We start from the raw sequence: 19,764 nt of genomic DNA, 5'->3' as shown, positions 1-19,764 counted from the left end.
ACATCGCCGGCCCGAACAGCTAGCCGTTCAGCCCCAACAGCTCTGCCCCATTTCGATCCAGGATCAACGACGCATCCTCTGCCGACAGGCCCTCCTGGATGTACGTCGCGGAGCTGACGTACCGGGCACCGCCTTGGTACGGGAAGTCTGACCCGAACACCAACCGGTCCGCACCCAGTGAGGCAACAGCCGCCTGCAAGGCGGGCGTGTGGTCATGCCCCACTGTGTCGTACCAGATCCGGCGGGCAGCGTCCTTGGGTGCTTCCGGACAATGCGTCGCCTCCCACTCGGTGACCTGTCGGTTTGCACGCTCCAACACCATGGGTAACGCCCCGCCCAAATGGCACGTCACGATCTTCATATCCGGATACCGCGATGGGATCCCCGCGACGATTAGGTGCATGATCGCAATGGTGTCCTCGATCGGCGCCCCGATGGACCAGGTGAGCGAGTGGTCGGTGATCAGCGAGGACCCCGCACCGCACCCCGCCGGATGCACGAAAAGGATTGCTCCCCTGCGATTCAGCTCCTCATACAACGGATCAAAGACCGGGTCGGCGATGGACCGCCCGAGTACCGAGGTCGTGATCGCCGCACCGTACATGCCGAGATCGTCGATCGCACGGGCCAGCTCCTCCACCGCGGCCGGAACGTGGGGCAGGGGTAACGACGCAAACGCCCTGAACCGCCCCGGATACTCACTCGCGAGCTTCGCGTACTCGTCGTTGACAAACCGCGCGCTGTCCACAGCGACGGACTCGTCCTCGAAGTGCGGTGATGCCGGTGTCGCGGAAAGGATCTGCAGGTCGACACCTGCCTCATCCATCAACGCGAAACGGCCGTCAAGGTCAGCCATCGCTGCCCCAGCCCCAAGACCGCGATGGACATCGGTACCGGCCCGCCCGTACCCGTCGAGCAGCGAGAGGTAATCGTCCGACCACAGGTGAGCGTGAATGTCGATGCGCACACTCGTCATGCTAGTACCGGAACCCCCGTCGCCAACGGAGTCAGCAGTTCACTGAAGATCCCCACACCATCCCGAGTGAGGATGGACTCGGCGTGGAACTGAATGGATGCGAAACGCTTGGCCCGCAAGGCATGAACCTCACCCGTAAGCGGATCAGAGCTGATCTGCACCCGGCCCGCCGGGGTATCCGTCCACTCACCGCCCGTCACCGCCGCAAAGGTGTTGTAGAACCCGACATGCCGGTCGACTCCGAATAGGTTGATCTGCCGCTGCACTCCCTGATTCGGCTGCTGCCTGCGCTGGACGGGCAGGCCGAGCTGACGGCATAGCACCTGATGGCTCAGGCAGATCGACAGGAACGGAATGCGCCGCATGAGAGCTGTCTTCGTCAACGCGGTCAGGGTGGCAATCTTCGGAACATCGATCGCCGTCGGATCACCCGGACCGGGGCCGAGCACCAAGATGTCATGCGTCCCGGGATCGATGTCATCATCGAAACGACGGATTTCCACCTCTAATCCCAAGGCCCGCAGCTGCAATCCGATCATCGAGGTGAACGTGTCCTCCGCGTCGACGACCAGCGCGGTCCGCCCGACCAGACTGGTGGCAGTTTCGAGAGAGCCATGTCCCAGCCAGAACGCTCCGATCCCGGTATTGCGGCTGGCGAGAGCCTCCGTCACACGGGGATGGCTGCGGAGTTCACGCCGGGTCGTCAGCGCGGAGAGCAACCCCGCTGCCTTGCTGCGGGTTTCGGCGGCCTCACTTGCCGGATTGGAGTGCCGAACGATGGTGGCTCCGGTGCCGGCCGTGAGCGCTCCGTCCGGGGAAATCTCAGCGGTACGGATCAGGATCGCCGAATCCAATTGCCGCACACCGGCGTCGTCCGTACTGATCAGCGCGGCGACTCCGCTGTAGTATCGGCGGCCATTGGGTTCGTATCGTTGGATAACGCGGCAGGCATTCTCCAACGGGCTCCCGGTCACAGTAGGCGCGAACATCGTCTCAGCCAGGACCTCGCGCGGATCTCGATTCGTCACACCGGAAATCAGGTACTCGGTATGCGCGAGCCGCGCCATTTCCTTGAGATACGGTCCCTGCACCTGCCCGCCGTCCGGGCAGATACGAGCCATCATCTTCAGCTCTTCGTCGACCACCATGTACAGCTCATCGGATTCTTTGGTGTCGGCAAGAAACTCCATGACCGCATCCAGGTTCGGGCCGTTGGCGTCGTACCGATAGGTCCCGCTGATCGGGTTCATCACCGCCAACGAATCCTGCACGCTGATATGACGTTCGGGGGTCGCGCCGATGAATACCTGCTCCCCGGTGCTCACCAAAAACGTCCAGTACGCCCCCTTCTCCCGCTCCAACAACCGGCGAAACAGGGTCAGTGCGGTGTTGATCGAGTAGTCGTGCAGCTGGACGAGCAGGTTTCGCTTGAGCACGAAGTTGGCTCCGGCGCCCTGGCCGATCTCCTCGGTGATGATCCCCAATGCCAGGCGCGCGTACTCCTCGTCGTCGATATCGAAATCGCTGTGACCCACCACCACCGGGTGCTCAGGGATACGGTCCAGCACCTCGGACAGCGGAACGAGCTCCTGGTGCTCAATCGCAAGCGCCAACAGCGGAGCGCCGTCATCGGGTGCCACGAACCCCCGCTCGGCGATCTGCCGGTACGGCACCAACGCCAGCAGGTCGTGCCCAACCCGCGTGTCACGCAATGGCAGGTCGGCGATCCGTTCGACGGAACTCACCTCACCCGTGAATACGTCAACGGTATCGGGCGTGCCGGATTCCGGCCGGTGCAGCAATGCGAACGGTCCGGTCTCGCCGGTCAGCACGCGCCCGAGCAGATCACTCATGTCAGCACCTCGTCCGTGACAGTCAGCACGGCGCACCGACGTGCCGCATATTCCAGTGCCAGCCAATGTGATTCGTCGTCGAAGTCGGCGACCGCATCGGCGACCAGGAAGGTCTCGATGTCCTGGGTGAAGGCATCCACCGCAGTCATCAGCACGCCGACGTGCGCGTACACCCCGCAGATCACCAGCTGATCCCGCCCTGCCGCGTGCATCCGCTCAAGCAGCGCCGAACGATGGAAGGCGCTGTACCGCCATTTTGTGAAGACCCAGTCTCCCGGCTCGGGTGCGATCGGATCGACGATCTGGCGATGTTCCTCGTCTACACGCATCCCGGGGCCCCAGAAGTCCTTCAGCAGGCCGCGCTGCTCCTCCGTCATGCTGCCGGGCTGCGCGGTGTAGGCAATCGGGATATCTGCCGCCACGCAGCGGTCACGAATAGCCGCAACATTGCTGACCAGCTGCGCGCGCAACGAAACCGGCAGCGGGGCAAGGAAGTAACGCTGCATATCGTGAATGAGCAGCACAGCCCGTGCCGGGTCGATCTGCCATGTCGCCGTGTTGGCGGGCAGCAGGTCAGCGGTGGGTAGGTCATATTCGGCGATGATGGGGATACCGCGTTCAACAGTTGTCATTGATCAAACCCCTAGCGTCGCGCCGCCGTCGACCACCAGCGTGTGCATGGTGATGTGGGCGGCTTGGTCGGAAAGCAGGAAGGCCACGGCATCGGCAATGTGTTGCGGTTGGGCCACGCGCCCCAAAGGGATGCCGGGCTTGAAGTCACCAAGACTTCCGGCAACCAATCCGGAGTCGGAGGAATCCCCGAGCATGGCGCGCAGCATCGGCGTGTCGGTGGAGCCGGGGGCGACGACGTTACAACGAATTCCGTACTCGGCGAGCTCCAGCCCCAGGCTCTTGGTGAAGGCGTCGGCGGCTGCCTTGGACGCGGAATAGGCGGCCATACCCTTGCGCGCCACCAACGCCGCATTGGAAGCGACCGTCACGATTGACCCTGCACGTCGCGAAATCATGTGTCGCGCCACCTCGCGGCTCAGCACGAATGGCGCACGCACGTTGACGCCAAAGGTTAGTGCCCAGTCGGCATCGGAGAACTCCACCGCCGCACCGGTTCTCAACACACCCGCGCCGTTCACCAGAGACGTGATCGGTCCGATGCGGGACTCGATATCCGCGACCCCCACGACCACCGCGGTGTCATCGGTGATATCGAGAACTTGCCCGATGATATCCAGGCCCTCATCGGCGGCGTACTCGACGAGTTGTTTGATGGCGACCTCATCGACATCCACCGCGACTACTCGCTCGTCCCGTCGGGCCAGCGTGATCGCCACTCGCGAACCGACGCCCCCTCCCGCGCCGGTGACCACCGCTACCATGCCGACACCACTTCGGCGGCCTGCTCGGTGTTGAGTCGCGGATCGCACAGCGTGGAGTACCGCTGGCCCACTTCGTGGTTCAGCGAGTCATCGAAAACGCATTCGGTTACATCATCGGGGGTCGTCTCCAGGTGCAAGCCGCCGGCATGCACCCCAGCCTCGGCGAGCACCTCACGGAATCCGCGCACCTCGTCGATGGCCGTCTGGACGTGGCGCGTCTTGTACCCCGAGTCCGTGGACACGGTATTGGCGTGCAGCGGGTCGCACAGCCAGATCACCGGATGTCCGGAATCTCGCACTGCCGCCACCAATTCGGGCAGAGCCGAGCGCACCTTCGATGCGCCCTGCCGAGCGATCAGCGTCAGCCGGCCGCTCTCATGCTCGGGATCGAGCTTGTCGCAGAGGGCCAGCAGTTCATCACTGGTCATCGACGGGCCCACCTTGCAGGCAACCGGATTGGCGATACGAGAGAACAAATCGACATGCGGGCCGTCCAGCTGACGGGTGCGGTCTCCGATCCATGGCCAATGCGTGGAGGTCAACACCATGCGGCCCTCACCATCACGGCGCAGCTGTGGCACCTCGTAGTCGAGCAACAACGCCTCGTGCGATGTCCATACCGGTGGTTCGATCACCGACAGTGACGAGGGCACTCGCCAGCCGAGGTGTCCCATCACCCGGTTCGCCGCCCAGTAGCCGGCGAGCATCCGATCCGGGTTGGCGCGCCGGTGTACCGGATGCGGCTGTGGCCCGTTCACGAGATGGCCACGAAAAGAGGGTAATTCAACACCGTCGACCATCTCGGTGGGTTTGGACCTCGGCTTGGCGTACTGGCCGCCGATGCGTCCAACGCGAAGCACCGGTCGATGGGTCTTCATCCGCATGGTCCCGGCCAGCACGTTGAGCAACGCCACCTTGCGGGCGACGTGGACGTCCGTCGACTCCTGCGGATCCTCCGCGCAATCGCCCGCCTGGATGATGGTGGCCCGGGCCTGCGCGACCGTGCTCAACAGCGTGCGTAGTGTCCGAATCTCGTCGGCGCCGATGAGCGCCGGGAGCTCGCTGAGTTCGGAGCGCACGCGTTCCAAGTGGACGTCGTTCTCCCAATTCGGCTGTTGCACAGCATTTCTAGTGTCGAGCAGGAGAGTGGAAGCGGACGCTGTCATTTCGGTGAACTCCATTCGTTTGACATCTGATTCACTTGCCCCACTGGACTGCGTCGAAAACGTCCAGTTGTCTGGCCTTAGTAGGAGTGGTTATGGTTCCGGCGCCGTCACGCAAGACCAGCTGCCGCAGATCGGGCCCGACAGGATCCCACCGGGGTAGTCGCGGGCTGCCCGGTGCTCGGCCGTGGGCGAACTCGGCCACTAGGTCGATGAATGCCGCCGAGGTTTCGCGCTCCTTCGGCCCGTCGCCGAACTTGGCCACGTTGGTCGGATGCGCGTAGGTGCCGAAGAGGAAAGGTGACGTCGACTCATGTGGCACACCGAAGTACGGTGGCCGCACCGGGTGCGCGTACTCCATCAGGTAGAGCGGTGCACGCCGCTCAACTGCTGCGCGGCGCGTGAACGCGAGGACGTCGTAACGAATCAAAGCGTCGCCCCACAGTTCGGTCCATAGCGACAAGGGATCTGTCGACCTGCCGTCTTGTTTCGCCGAATCCGTATACGCGGCCACGGCATCAGTGACCGTTACCTCGGATAGGGATGACACCCCCTGTTCGAGGATGTCACGGAAGGATGCCCGGAGTGAGGCGGCATCCGTGGGCTGCGGTTGCGGGTCGGGCGCCTTGGGACCGGTGAAGAACGATCCCTCCGTGCTGGTGTAGATGGAGATGGCCGGGATGTCGGGCATCGGTTGATTGACGTCGAAGGCCGGAAGCAGCACCGGATCGAGAATCGGCCCGCGATACTGGCGTCCGCTTTTGACCACGCGCTGCGACCTCGGCAGGGCGAACTGTGCGACCCACCAGTCACGTATCCGGTCCGCCGGTACGTCTTTCAGATTCTTCACCGGCACCCCGTGGGCTACAGCCAGGGCATCGAATACATCGGTGGCGTCATCTGGCGTCAGGCTCAGATACGGGCTCCAGACATGTGCCGGGCTGATGCTGACTATCCGGCGCAACAGCGGCCGCGTCTGCGGATGCACGGACAACTGCCAGGTGCTGGCTCCACCGGCCGAGGTCCCGATGAGCGTGATGTTCCCCGGGTCGCCGCCAAACGCCTTGGCATTCTCGCTAACCCAGCGCAATAGGGCGATTTGGTCCTGCAGACCCCAGTTGGTGTGCAGACCGGTGTCGGGGTCTTCGAGAGCGGGATGACCACAGAAGCCAAAGGCGCCGAGCCGGTAGTTGAAGTTGACCACAACGGCACCGGCGCGCTCTGCGAGCGCGGCGCCGTCGTAGACGGGAAGACTGCCCGCTCCGCGAGCCCAGCCGCCGCCGTGGATATAGACGATCACGGGCAGCAACGCTGCGCCGTCGATCGACGGTGTCCACACGTTGGCATACAGCGCGTCCTCTTGGCGCACCGGGTCGCCACCGGCTGGCTGAATGAATTCAGATCCAAATTTGTTGGTGTTCAATGTGTCTCGCCACGGAGCCACCGGGCGCGGGGACCGGAATCGATTCTCCCCGGTCGGCGGCTGCGCATAAGGGATGCCGCGGAACACATGCACCTTTCCGGCGGCTTCCCCGCGGATCGCGCCCCCGGTGACGGTCACTTGCGGGTCAGCCGCGCGGGCCGGTGATCCGCAGCCGGCGAGTACCGCCGAGCCAGCCAATGCCACGGTTGTTCCTAGCAACACTCGCCGGGTGATCACCTCTCTATCTTCGGGATACGGCGTCGCGCGCCAAACAATCGCGAATTCAGTTCGTCAGTTCGGAGACAATCCGTCAAGTTGGCACCCTGGGCACCCCATTGCGCCACCTACACACTCAGGCTGCGTACAACGATGGGCAGGTCACAGCGTTGTTCACCCATCGGACATCTTGCATTGAGCCACCCCGATTGGTGTAGCGGGGCACACGCATAGTCCGTCACTTGTGTGGTGCCAATACCTAGCCCAATGCGCGAGTCTCGCCCATCCTTGGGGTCGACATCGAACATCCGCTAACTCATTGAGGTGCGAGAGACATGACATCTGCGACCAAGGCACAGGCCGCGACCGAACTGTTCGATACGCGTCCCCGCGTCAGTTCCGTAGACGCCATGGCCTCCGTGGCCGCGCAGGTGTGCCCCGACGTGCTGCGATCACTGCCGCGCTGCGATCAGCGTGCCAAGGGCGAGGACTACGTCACCGGCCTGCTGAACGTGCGCGGCCGAAAGTCCGCCCGGAATATGGCGGCTTCGATGGGTAAAGAAGTGAGTGAGCAGAACCTGCATCACTTCGTGAACAGCTCCACCTGGGACTGGTGGGCGGTGCGCCGGGACCTCACCGCCTACCTCACCAGCGCGTACCACGCAGCCGCGTGGGTGGTGACCCCGATGCTGATCCCCAAGGCAGGCGTGCACTCCGTGGGCGTGGACCGACGCTACTGCCCCCGCGCAGGGCGTGCGGTTAACGGACAACTGGCCCTCAGTGTCTGGCTCGCGGCAGACGGTTTCGCGGTGCCGGTGAGCTGGCGGTTGCACCTATCGCAGCCCTGGTTGGAATCCGCGGCGAAGAAGACCAAGACGTCCATCCCCGATGACTACCCGCTGGAGTCGGTGAGCGGATGCGCGCTCTCCTCGTTCCAGGAATTCGCCCGGGTGGCCCGTCCTTCGAAGGCACCGGTGATCTTCGACCTGCTCGGCGCCAATGGCGCTGACCTGGCACAGGTCTTCGGAACACTGGCTCATCAGGTCACCACCACACGTGTGCCCAGCGACCTGCAACTGCAGGTCGTCGACCCGGCATTCGCCGGCCACCTTGGGCGCGTCCTGCCTGCCGCACAGATTGTGCAGGCCACTAAGGGATCACGACGCACCGAGCAGTACGTCTACCAGGGGCGTCGTCATCTGATCAGCGTGGCCAAGGTTCAGCTGGCCGACCCCTCTGCGGCGCGCTCACGCACGCCGTTGACGCTCGTCGGCATGACTCCCCTGGACCATCCGCGTGCGCGCACCGAACTTTGGTTGACCAACGATCCCGAATTCTCTACCTCGTCTCAGGCGCACCAGGTGGCGCTGGCCGATCACGTGCAACAGGGATACCTGCACCTGGCAAACCGCATGGGTATGCAGGACTTCGCGGGACGCTCGTTCACCGGATGGCACCGACACGCCACCCTCGTGTCGATCGCCGCGACGGTGGGCTGCCTCGTGTCACCCGGTCTGGCGGGTGAGCAGCGAGCCGCGCACTTTCCACAGCTTGATGGCGAGCTGCGTGTCCAGGAGCCGCTCGGCATCCTGCCACCCACTACCAAGTAGTTCATTCACCCGATCGAGGCGACGCACCACGGTATTGGGGTGGGTGTGCAAGATCTTCGCGGCACGAGTGGGACTCGCGCCGACGGTGAAGTACACGTCGAGTGTCTGGAGCAGATCGGTATCTCGTTCCGCGTCATAGTCGATCACGGGTCCGACCATGGATCTGACGAAGCCCTCCACATCCTGATGGCGCGACAGCAGCACCCCCAGGAAGCCGAGTTCATTTGCGGCAGCTGCTGTTCCGAGGGCCCCCAGCGCACTCATCGCATCCAGGCAACGCATCGCATCCTGGTACGTCTCCTCGATGGACTCGACGCGATCCGACGGTCCAGCGGAGGACACCGTCACCGGCATGCGTAGGTGCGCGGTCGTTTCATCCCATACCGCCTGGGCGGCCTGCCCCGGATCCGATCCGGGAATGAGCAGCACCACCACTTCATCCTGCGTGGCTCGCAGCCCACCCACTCGCGAGGCGAATGAGGCAGACCACAACGACGCACGATCCAATCCACCGCGTTCTGGCCTGACGATGACGACGACATGTGGCTGGTTGAGGTCCAAAGCCAAACGGCGGGCGTAAATCTGGACCAGCCGACTGTCACGCTGACGGTAGTCCAGCACGTCGTGCAGCAAGTCGTTGCGCAGCTGGGCCACCGACAGCGACATCCGATTGTCACCGCACATCACCACCGCGGCGGTGGTGGCGAGATCCTGAATCTGCAGCGGGTACACAGAGACTGGTCCGTCGTCCAGGCTGGCGACGGACAGCTCACCGTGGAATTCGTCCCCGACCGTCAGTGCGGTGACTAGGACGTCACTCGGCTCTGGTTCCCATTTGTACGAAGCGATCTCCGCTCCGTCATGGCCCGTCACACGCATCGCAACACCCAGCTGCTCACCCGCCGTGAGGACGAAGCTGTCCATGCCACCGGGGCCGGCACCAGTATCGAGAAGGATGGTCCGCAGCTCTAGGCGTCGCTCCAGCTCCTTGATTCGTGCTGTATTGCTGGAGAATTCGCCGGCGCGCGCCAGGGCGATACCCGCGAACGAGCACAGGCTCGCGAACAGTGACCGCTCGGCGGCGGTAAAGCTACGGACCGTGCGCGAACCGACGTACAAGTTTCCGAAGTGCCGTCCCTCATGCTCCATCGGCATCGTCATCAGACTGTGCACACCCTCGGAACGCATAGCGGCATCGCCATCGCTCGCCCGCGTAAATCTGGTATCGGATGGGTAATCCGTGGTCCACACCGGGCCTTGCCCAGGGCGATACTGACTTACCAAGCCGATATCGTCGCCGATCGGGAAGTACAGACCGTGGTTGATCGCGGTGGTGGGTCCGTCGACATACCGAACGTGGTGCCGCACATCCGGCCCGTCACCATCGCGTACGGAGATGAACGAGAAGTCGGCGTCGAGCATGATCCGCGCACGTTTGACGAGGGTCGTCGACGCCTCGTCGATATCGTGGCCCCCAAGTAGTTCGATACCGACCCCCACGAGGCTGGACAGCCGGGCCTCCCGCTGATTCTGTCCTTCGATAAGGCCGTAGATACGTTCGGCATATCCGCGCGCGCGATGCAGATCCGCGGCACGCCATGGCGGCGAGGACTCACGGGCCATCTCCTTGAGCCGGGCCTCGAATACGTCGGGAGCCGTTCCGGATGCAAGTAACCGCAGCACAGATAGCGCTGATTGGCCTGCACTAGGAGCCCCTTCGCGCGCCCCATTCACCTGTATGTCAGTCAATCCCAACTACCCGTCTGCTGTATATGCGTGGCAACGGTATGGGTGGGGTACAGCAGCGTCAAGACTCTTACGCGCGAACAGTTCGCAAAGATTCAACATGAGCGAAAGTTTGCGCAGGTGAACTCCTCAGATACGGTGCGTGATGGCCGCCTCAACGAGCTGACCTGCGGCTCCTACATAGGTGGCGGGGTCCAACAGTTCATTGATATCAGTCTCGCTCAACCATGCGATGATCTCCGGCCGGGACCGACTAGCCTCGCGCAAACTCACACCGCGTGCGACGGCGTCGTCGACGACGGCCGTAACGACGGCCTTCGCAGGCCCCCTGCCCAACTGCGGGGTAAGCGCCGCCGCAAGCCGTTCGGCCGAGGGCTGTCCACCGAGCAACGCAAGGTTGCCGGACATGCGTTCCGCGTGCACCTGCAGGCCACGGCTGAGATCGACAGCCGTCTCTGCCGCACCACCGGTGAGCCGTAGACATTCCCGTAATGCCAACCACTCCGCGTGCCAACCGCCCGCCGACCGCTCGTCCTCACTGAGCAACGATTGCGTCAGAATGGTGCTCAGCGCCGGAACCTGTAGGGCGGCCGACCGAATCATCGTTGCCAGCACCGGATTTCGCTTGTGTGGCATGGCCGAGGACACGCCTCGACCCGGCGGGGCCGGTTCGGTCACCTCGCCGATCTCGGTGCGGCTCAACGTGAGAACATCGACGGCGAGCTTGCCGAGAGCTCCCGACACAAAGGCCGTGGTGCTGCCGATATCCGCTATCGGGGCACGCAAGGCGTGCCAGGGCAACCTGGAAGCCACCAACCCCGTTCTCCGGGCGAACGCCGCGCTCAGCTCCTCGACAAACACCCCGGGGTCAGCGCCAGCCGGGCCGGCGTATTCGAGGTATCCGGCAAGGGTGCCCGCAGCACCGCCGAGCGATATCGGCAGCGCGCCGGCCACCGTAAGCACTCGTGCGCGCGCCTCCAGAATTAGCTCCCGCCAGCCGGATGCCTTGAGCCCGAACGTCGTCGGAACCGCCTGCACGGCCAGGGTGCGGGCAGCCATGACGGTGCCCCGATGCTCGACGGCAAGGCCGGCGAGAGCATCGGCCACCGCACCCAGATCAGTGGCGATGAGCCCCAACACCCGTTTGGACAGCATCATCGCCCCGGTATCGAGAATGTCTTGGCTGGTGGACCCGCGATGCACGTAATCGGCAGCACTCGAATCGATCTCACTTACAACTCGGGTCAGTTCCTTGATCAGGCCGACGACGGGGTTAGCGGTCTCCCGCGCAGACAACGCCACTGTGCGGATGTCGATATCGTGTGCGGCCGCGGCCTTGGCGATGACATCCGCTGCGGCCCTGGGTAGGACGCCGATATCCGCCTGCGCGGCCGCCAACGCGACCTCGGCGTCGAGCATCGCCTGCAGCCAGGCGGCATCGGTCAGTTCTGCCTCGGCGACGGTGCCGGCACTGACCGGTGAGAGCAGTCCGGTCTCCAGGAAACCGGTCACAACAACACCCCGCGATCACCCACATCCGCGGCCGGTCGCGGTGCACTCGCCAACGCGGCACGAGCGATAGCATCGGCATCGCCCAGCGTCACCGAATCAACCCCCGGCCTGATTCCCGCCGCGGTGACCCAATGCACGGATTCGGTGGGCACCCCGTAGGCGAACCGGCGTGGATGAACTCTCCCGTCGGCGCCGATCAACCGGTACGGGCGCTCCGTGACGGCCAATCCCTTTGTTTGATAGGCATTGTGATCGTCGGTACGAATCTCATACGGTCGGCATTGACCGGTCTCCTGCAGAAAGATCAGCAGTGGGTCGCTGCTGCGGCGCAGATCGGGTTCATGCAATCGCGCCTCGATGAGGCTGCGCGTCCTGATGGCCGATCCCGGGACGAGTGGCGACTCCACGACAACGGCCGGCTCATGGGTGTCGAAACGCACCTGCATCCGCGGACCCACCAAATGCATAACCCCGGCCTCTACCAGGGCGATGATCTCCTCGATCCGCTGGGCCGGCGGGCCGATGGACAGAAAGGCGTTCAACGGCGTGTACCAGCCCTCCAGCTCGTCCCGGTACGACTTCCCGTCCAGCCCACCGTGGTCCACCGCAAGTCGGATCTCATTGCGCAGGTCCCGCAACACGTCCAGCGCGGCCTTCACCGGACCGTCGACATTGCCCTCGCGTGCCATGACCACATCGGCGCGGAGATGCTCGAGCATCCATGCAGTGAAATCGGCGGGGTCGCTGAACTCGCGATCGCCCCACGGACGGTCCAGATCGTCCCATTCCCACAGGATGTCCAGCAGCTGGTGATCCGATAGCACCGTTGGCAGGTCGCCCTCGTCGGCGTTGAGGTACCGCGCGGCGAACTCCTCCACCAGCATCCCGCGCTGTGTCAAATGTCGTTCGTAATAAACGCATTCCACCTCGCGTGCGATGAGCGGCCAGAGGTCGCGGCGGAACTGCAGCAGACCGCCCAGGTCCTCCCGGAGCTGAGCGATGTGCTCTGCCGTGAGCAACCGCGGGAAGTAGCGACCCGAGGATCCCTTCTGGTTCTCACCGCGTGCGTGGTAGGGGATGCCACGCCGTGAACTCGCGTACAGAACGGGCTCCTGCCCCGAGGGGTGGTACACCAGGCGCGCGCCTTCTTCCCCGCTATCCCGGAGGAATTTTCCGCCGCGCCCCGCCGTCAGCAAGGCCATGTAATCGAAGAAGTTCAGACCCAACCCCCGAACGGCCACGGGCTCACCCGGTTTGATGGCGGACAGGTCGATATCGGCGGGGTTCGCGGGCGTGACGTACGTCAGTCCGTGGATACGGGCAAGGGAGGCTGCACGCGCCTCGCCGGGACGCAGACCTGCGGGCACATGCCCGATGGCGAGAATGACGGCGTTGAGATCATGTAATCGGGTTCCGTTCTCCAGCCGAACTCCCTGCGGCCCATCGATATCACCATGAGTGTCCGCCAACGCCACCGCACGAGAGCGGTGGACGTGAACAGTCATATGATCGGGCGCCCACCCGACCACGCGCGCGAAACTGTCGCTGAGGTAATGCCCATAGAGTGCACGCGTCGGGTATGAGTTGGATTGCAGTGCGCGTGCCTCGGCGATGGCCTTCTCTCCGCTGCGAGATGGATCGCCCAGCAAGGCAAGGCTTTGCGCCCACTCGTAGAGTGTCGGCCCCGGTTCTATTGGCCCTTCGATGGCCACGCTGTCGTCGGTGAACACGGTGATCTGCGATGCGACGGTGTTCATCAACAGGTGCCACGACTGATCCGTGCGCCATACCGATCCGGCGCCCGGGGAGTAGGGATCCACGACATGCACGACGATTCGCTCCGCGCTGGGTGCATGGCGTTCGTTGGCGCAGAGCCGCTCCAGCACCGCCAGGCCGCGTGGTCCCGCACCGATAATGCAAACCTGATGGTCAGACATCTACCGCACCCCCGCGGCCGACGTCACCGAGGCCAGCCCGAAATCGTTGTCTCCGTGCATCCAGGCCAACGCCTCGTGCAGATCGGCATCGCTCATCGCACCCAACTTCTCGTTCCGTTCGACGGCCGCGTCCCCGGCCGAGTGCCAGATGCGGATGCTGTCGCGGGCAGCCAGAGTCACATCGGCGGTACGGTCCCGCCGCCCCGCGACATATCTGCTGAACCTGCCGGGGATGTGGTCGGGATCGGCACCGATGACCGCGCCGAGGACCACAGCATCTTCGAGTGCCTGGCTGGCACCCTGTGCCGCGTAGTGCAGCATGGGGTGCGCCGCGTCGCCCAGTAGTACGACGCGACCATCGGACCACTGCCGCACCGGATCGCGATCGACAAGCGCCCACGACCTCCAGTTCTCGCCCAGCTCAAGCAGACTGCGGGCCGTCCCGCGCAACGGTGCCAACTCGCAGAGCACCCGCGCCCTACTCACCGACACTCCCGAGAACGCCTGTGTGACACCGTCGGTGCGGCTCGCCGCCAGATTCAGCAGCGCCCCACCAGCAATGGGGTACGTCACCAGATGGCAGCCAGGACCGGTCCACCAGGTGACCGAATTGGATTGCAGGCTCGCGTCGACCTGGTCGATGGGCACTGTGGTGCGATACACCGTGATCCCGGCGACCCGCGGTTCACCGTCAGCAAGTAGGGTCCGTCGAATTATCGAGTTGATGCCGTCGGCCCCGACGAGGCCGTCGGCTTCCACGCTGGCGCCGTCGGCAAGCACCGCCCGCACACCGCTTGGATCCTGTTGGTATCCGAATACCTCACTACGGCTGCGGAGTTCGATGCGGTCATCCGAGGCGCACGCTTCGACCAGGATGCGATGCAGCTCAGCACGATGCACCACCAGGTAGGGACTGTCGAACCGCTGCTGGTAATCCACTCCCAGACTCATGGTGTTGATCAATCGGTCCGCGGTGGCGTCGAACAAACGCAGCGAATCCACCTGAACTCCGATGGCGTCGATCTTGTCCCCCACACCGAGCAGGTTGAGAGCGTGTAATCCATTGGGGGCAAGCTGGATACCTGCGCCGATCTCGGCGAACTCACGTGCCCGCTCCAGCACGACGACATCGTTTCCCGATGAGGCGGCACTCAATGCGATGGCAAGTCCGCCGATACCGCCGCCGACGACGATGAGCCGTGACATCACCGGCCTCGATTCTCTTGGTGTAAGCCGCTCATCACAAAGCCCCCGCACCTATGCGCGCCGACAGTTCCAGCCTCTTGATCTTTGTGGTGGCCGTCTGCGGCAGCTCATCGAGGCGCAACTGTAACGGCGCGGCCATCGGCGGCAGCTGTGCTGCCGCAGCATCCCAGGCATTCAGATTCAGCGGCACATCGTTTTTCGTGCACACGACGGGCTGCGCGAGACCTCCCGGGCCGGCGACGATGATCACCTCGGTGAGCTCGCCCACTGCCAAGAACAGGCGATCCTCGGCGGCCAGGGTGCTGCCGAAGCCGTCGATGAGATCAACCTCGCGGTCGAGTAGATGAATGCAACCCCAGCGCGTGCGATAGCCGACATCTCCCATCCGCCACCAGCCATCGTCGAGCTGCTTGTCGTAACGTTCCTGCTCCCCCAGGTAGGTACGAATCCGACCATCGGTGCGCACCTCGATGTAGCCGGGGTTCTCCTGTGACGGCCGCTGTCCATTGCGGGATACGATTCGGACATCCGTCATACCCGGGAACGGGTAGCCGACGCAACGACCGTCGGAATCAGCAGACCGGAGACGGCTGAAGCCACGCGCCACGATGGGTCCTACCTCACTCTGACCGTAGAGCTGGCCGAAAAGCGGTCGGCGGCGTTGTGAAGCTGCGAGCAGGGTGTGCACGGTACGCGGGTGGATGGCGTCGAAGGTGCTGCTGAAGTACTTCACCGAGGCCAGGGGGCGCCGAGGGTCATCGGCCAGTGCTTCCCAGTTGATGAACGTGTTCGGATGGGCCTCAAGGATTCCCGGTTTGACGCGCAGGAAGATTTCTGCGGCGTGCTCGGGCTCGTCGTCCACAAGAACCACCACGGGGAACCCGCGCAGGATCGCGATCGCCAGCGCCGTCACCAGGCGCGAATGCACGAAGGACACATGGATGACGACGGGTTCGCGGCGGCGTACCAGCGCGGCGACGGCCGCCTGTGGCCGATACCGTGCCTCGAAGGTGAAGTTGGTGTGCACCGCAAGCTTTGGCACCCCGGTGGTACCTGACGTGTGGGTGATGAGTGCCGGGTCGTGCGGGCTGGGGATGACGGCAGGGGCGGGGGCCGCGGGAGTCAGATCCGATAGCGTCACGGCCCGTGCGTGCTGGCCTTCGGCGAGCAAGATGCGGGAGGTGAGGTCGGCGATGGGCTGTCCGGCCAGGTCGCCGTCGAGTTTGGCGGCATCAGTCAGCAAGGTCGGGTTGCCGACCCGCTCGATGAGTGTTGCCACTGTCTGTCCGTCCAGCTTGGGGGACAACAGAACTGGAACTGCACCAACGCGGGCGGCGGCACAGGCAGCGAGCGTGATATCAAAGCCATCGGACTTGTGGATGACCAGTTTGTCCCCCGGCTCGACACCGGCGGCCCGCAGCCGCCGGGCGATATCGTCCACCGCTGCAGCCACCTGGGCGATGGTCGCCGTGCCTTCCAGCTGCGGAGCCAGCGAGGGCCGATGGTCAAGGGTCAGCGTGTTGGAAGGGTGCTTACGTGCGGCGCGCTCGAAGAGCGTGCCGAGTTTGATCCCGCGGTTTCCTAGGCGCTGCAAAATCATTGGGGTACTCCAGCTTCTAGGGTGATACGCGCAATCGCGTCCACGGTGGCCTGCATATCGGCGCGGAGCTTGTCGCCCCATTCACGGACGAAACGCGCCTTCCCCTCTTCGTCGAGGTGCGACATGATTTCGGTGATACCCTCGGTGGGCTTGCCCATGCGGTAGTGATGCCGCAGGGTCGAGCCGCCCTCGGCGGGGTCGACGAAGTAGCTCCAGATGCTCTCCTGCCGCTCTCCGGAACGGTTCAGAATGGACCAGCTGAACTGTTTCGGTGCTTCGGCAGCCACGATCTCACTCTCGGTCTGCCAGCCTCCGCGCACCACCGGGGCCCAGGCCACAACGTCGGACGCACGATTATTGTTGCCGCGGAAGACCGCGCCAACCTGGCCGGGTTCGCCGGATATCCATTGTCCACCAATGCATTCTGGACTCCAACGACCACTCTCGGGGAGGTCACTGACCAATGCGTACAGCTCGTCGGGGGATGCGGTGGAGAAGGCGCTGGTTTCGATTTCGAAGAGGCTCACGCATCAAAGGCTGGCACCGGCCATTGGGCGCAGCGACGATTCCGGAGAAGGTCCGTCAAGTCGATTTTCGGGTCCGTCAAGTCGGTGCGTCGACGAGGCGTAAACGCCAGGTTGCGGCCAGTAATCAGGCGGGAAGCAGCACCAGTCGGGTGCCACCCATAGGCTCGGTCTCGATGCGCCGATGTGCTCGGGCAGTATCCGAAAACTGCATCATTTCAATGGTATTCGTTGCCAGTTCACCATCGGCGAGCAATACTGCGGTGCGACGGGCCGCGTCGGCGAGCTGGCGGGTGGAGGCCCTGGACATGACAAACCCGCGGATGGATCCGCTCTTGCGGTACAACGGGCCAAGCGGCACCGGCCGCTGAGTGTCCGCGGTTCCGTCCCCCGACAACAGGACGATCCGGCCGTGTGGCGCGAGCAGTTCCACCGCAGCGGTGATGTCGTTGACGCCCGAGGTGTCCAGATAGACGTCGATACCGGCGCTGTGTGTCTCGCCCACCCGTGGAACCCAATCCGACGTGTAGTCGTACACCTCGTGGGCGCCGAGCTCCCTACACCTGTCCAGGCTTCGCCGCGACGCCACCGCGATCACCGTCGCGCCGGACCGGGCGGCCAACGCGATGGCGGCCGACCCCACGTTCCCGGCGGCGCCCACGATCAGCACCGTATCCTCGGCTCCGGTCTCGCCGTACTCGACGGTCGCTAAATAGGCAGTAGAGGCGGGGTGCGCCACCGCGACAGCTATCACCGGGTCCACATCCGCCGGCAGTTCGTACAGCCGTTCCGCGGGGACAGCAGCGAATTCCGCTGTAGCGCCTTGTCTTCCGTCGTAGCCGAGACTGGTGCACCAGACGCGCGCACCCGGGCGGAACCCCGCTGCTCCGTCCACGACCGTCCCCACCAGGTCACGTCCGACCACGAACGGCAGCGGAATCGCAGTGGGATACGAGCCCGAGCGCACGAAGGTGTCCACCGGGTTGACCGCCACCGCGTCGACCCGGACGAGCACCTCGCCCGGCGCGGTGACGGGTTCGGGAAGCGTGCCGTACCGGATGTTCTCGGCGGGTCCCCGCTGCTCTATGTAGGCGGCGCGCATACGCACATCTTGGGCCATGTGCGGGAACGTCACAATGTGACATGAGGAGGTGACGGATTACGCTGCTACAGATTGCAATTCACGTCGCCGCCGGCAACGGCGTACGTATCACTCCCGGGGTACCCAGCCTGCCTGCGATCCATGGGAATGCCTGCGTGAAGGCCTCCTGCGCATATGCCCAGTCGTGGTTGCCCGTGCGGGTCACCACCACACACTCGATCCCGGCAGGCAGCGCCGCCTCACATAGTCGCCGAGCGGCGATCGGACCAGTGAGCTGCTCCTGACCGGCTCTGATCTTCGCGGTCGTCGACACGTCCAGCCAGCCCGCAACATCCCGGTACCGCTCATGGCCGGGTATTGCGGTCAGCGTGTCGAACAGCGCCCATTGACTTGCGTCGCCACCGAAAAGCCGCTCTACCGTCTGATCCTTGGTGCCCGCATTGGGAGTGAGGTCGCCGGCCATGTCAACGAAGGCATGGAAGAGCTCCGGGTGAGTGATGGTCAGGTCAGCCGCACACGTTCCACCCATCGACCAACCAACGACCCCCCAGTTATCGGGGCGTGAGCTCGTCGCGAACTCCGAATTCACATATGGAACAACCTCTTTGGTGATATGGGTGGCCACGTTACCGCGCGGCCCGTTCACACATTCGGTGTCGTTATTGAAGGTGCCTCCGGTATCGACGAACACCAGCACGGGAGTGACTCCGTCATGAGACTGCGCGAAGCGGTCCATGGCGGCGGCCGCGTTGCCTTGCCGCAACCAATCTGCTGGTGTTGACCACGCGCCAGAAATCATGACAACGACCGGCAGTTTCGGTGGGTCCGGCCGCGCGAACCACACAGGCGGCAGGTAGACGTACTCGGTGCGGTGGTGAAATCCCGAGATGTCCGTAGGGATCTGCACGGGCACCACCGCTCCCGTAGCCCTGGCGCCCTTACCCCTCAGATCCTGTGCGGTCGCCAGGTCTACCTGGTCGGGCAGCGGCCCGGCGGTCACCGACGCCCACGCCAGACGTGCGGTGTCGTAGTAGTCGATCCACTGATTGAGCACGGTCGCGGCGGCGATCAAGCACAGCGGAACAGCCAATGCCATCGCGCTCCGACGCGTCCATCGTGTCCTTGCCCAACCGGCGACAAGGACGACTAGAGCCCCTGCGGCAAAACCGATCCAAACCCACAGCATGAGCGGAGGCGGATTGTCTGCCATTCCCTGCGAGCTGACGTACCAGTACGCGAGCGATCCGACACCCACACCGCACATCGCGGCACTGGGCAGCCAGACCCGAAGCCAGTTTTGCGGTCTGCGATAGACGCCTGCGACCAGAACCAGGGCCGCCACAACTTGAATGACCACTGGAAGCCAACCGTGGATGAGCGACGGGCCCGCGTAGAGCGGGTTGTTCCGCGCGTAGGCCGGCAGCTCTGCCAGAACCGATGTCCCCGACGACGGCACGCCCCGATTCTCCACGCCATTCCTGAAAGAACGTTCCCTCCATTCT

General features: G+C 64.2%; 15 protein-coding genes. 1 reads left to right on the top strand and 14 read right to left on the bottom strand.

From position 1 onward, the window contains the following. Positions 1-19 precede the first annotated feature (19 nt). From AB0H22_RS13035 to AB0H22_RS13010, 6 genes are read right to left on the bottom strand one after another with little or no spacing between them, the layout of a single operon-like run. The gene (locus AB0H22_RS13035; protein ID WP_358147036.1) at positions 20-967 is read right to left on the bottom strand and encodes an amidohydrolase family protein; all 948 of its coding nucleotides are present in this window, start codon (positions 965-967) and stop codon (positions 20-22) included. 5 nt (positions 968-972) lie between these two features. After that, on the bottom strand, positions 973-2,829 hold the full coding sequence (locus AB0H22_RS13030) for an anthranilate synthase family protein (protein WP_180750582.1): 1,857 nt from the start codon (positions 2,827-2,829) through the stop codon (positions 973-975). Beyond that, positions 2,826-3,461, bottom strand: a complete 636-nt coding sequence (locus AB0H22_RS13025; RefSeq protein ID WP_180750581.1) for an isochorismatase family protein — start codon at positions 3,459-3,461, stop codon at positions 2,826-2,828. Before AB0H22_RS13025 ends, AB0H22_RS13030 begins: the two co-directional genes overlap by 4 nt. A gap of 3 nt (positions 3,462-3,464) precedes the next feature. Next, entirely contained in the window at positions 3,465-4,223 is a 759-nt protein-coding gene (locus AB0H22_RS13020) for an SDR family NAD(P)-dependent oxidoreductase (RefSeq protein ID WP_358146841.1), read from the bottom strand. Beyond that, positions 4,217-5,404, bottom strand: a complete 1,188-nt coding sequence (locus tag AB0H22_RS13015; protein ID WP_180750579.1) for a 3-deoxy-7-phosphoheptulonate synthase — start codon at positions 5,402-5,404, stop codon at positions 4,217-4,219. Before AB0H22_RS13015 ends, AB0H22_RS13020 begins: the two co-directional genes overlap by 7 nt. Before the next feature lie 16 nt (positions 5,405-5,420). After that, entirely contained in the window at positions 5,421-7,046 is a 1,626-nt protein-coding gene (locus AB0H22_RS13010; RefSeq protein ID WP_358146840.1) for a carboxylesterase family protein, read from the bottom strand. Between the two features lie 314 nt (positions 7,047-7,360). Between AB0H22_RS13010 and AB0H22_RS13005 the strand changes: the two genes are divergently transcribed. Beyond that, on the top strand, positions 7,361-8,635 hold the full coding sequence (locus AB0H22_RS13005; RefSeq protein WP_180750577.1) for a transposase: 1,275 nt from the start codon (positions 7,361-7,363) through the stop codon (positions 8,633-8,635). Here the strand turns inward: AB0H22_RS13005 and AB0H22_RS13000 are convergent. The 8 genes from AB0H22_RS13000 to AB0H22_RS12965 form a co-directional block, all read right to left on the bottom strand. Further along, entirely contained in the window at positions 8,531-10,258 is a 1,728-nt protein-coding gene (locus AB0H22_RS13000; protein ID WP_180750837.1) for a helix-turn-helix domain-containing protein, read from the bottom strand. The genes AB0H22_RS13005 and AB0H22_RS13000 overlap by 105 nt on opposite strands. A 252-nt stretch (positions 10,259-10,510) precedes the next feature. Beyond that, positions 10,511-11,893, bottom strand: a complete 1,383-nt coding sequence (locus AB0H22_RS12995; protein WP_180750576.1) for a lyase family protein — start codon at positions 11,891-11,893, stop codon at positions 10,511-10,513. Continuing rightward, a complete protein-coding gene (locus AB0H22_RS12990; protein WP_358146839.1) occupies positions 11,890-13,830 on the bottom strand; it encodes an FAD/NAD(P)-binding protein in 1,941 nt (646 codons plus the stop codon). Before AB0H22_RS12990 ends, AB0H22_RS12995 begins: the two co-directional genes overlap by 4 nt. After that, a complete protein-coding gene (locus tag AB0H22_RS12985) occupies positions 13,831-15,036 on the bottom strand; it encodes an FAD-dependent monooxygenase (protein ID WP_358146838.1) in 1,206 nt (401 codons plus the stop codon). A 34-nt stretch (positions 15,037-15,070) separates the two neighbouring features. Further along, on the bottom strand, positions 15,071-16,636 hold the full coding sequence (locus AB0H22_RS12980; protein WP_358146837.1) for an AMP-binding protein: 1,566 nt from the start codon (positions 16,634-16,636) through the stop codon (positions 15,071-15,073). Beyond that, entirely contained in the window at positions 16,633-17,163 is a 531-nt protein-coding gene (locus tag AB0H22_RS12975) for an SRPBCC family protein (RefSeq protein WP_180750572.1), read from the bottom strand. Before AB0H22_RS12975 ends, AB0H22_RS12980 begins: the two co-directional genes overlap by 4 nt. A 124-nt stretch (positions 17,164-17,287) precedes the next feature. Continuing rightward, on the bottom strand, positions 17,288-18,262 hold the full coding sequence (locus tag AB0H22_RS12970) for an NADPH:quinone reductase (RefSeq protein ID WP_180750836.1): 975 nt from the start codon (positions 18,260-18,262) through the stop codon (positions 17,288-17,290). 79 nt (positions 18,263-18,341) lie between these two features. After that, positions 18,342-19,718, bottom strand: coding sequence for an alpha/beta hydrolase-fold protein (locus tag AB0H22_RS12965; RefSeq protein ID WP_358146836.1), 1,377 nt, complete (start codon positions 19,716-19,718; stop codon positions 18,342-18,344). Between the last annotated feature and the right edge of the window lie 46 nt (positions 19,719-19,764).

The sequence above is a fragment of the Mycobacterium sp. NPDC050853 genome, assembly GCF_040653875.1.
Lineage (GTDB): Bacteria > Actinomycetota > Actinomycetes > Mycobacteriales > Mycobacteriaceae > Mycobacterium.
Note: the sequence above shows the minus strand (reverse complement) of the source record. Positions and strands in the feature narration are given on the sequence as shown.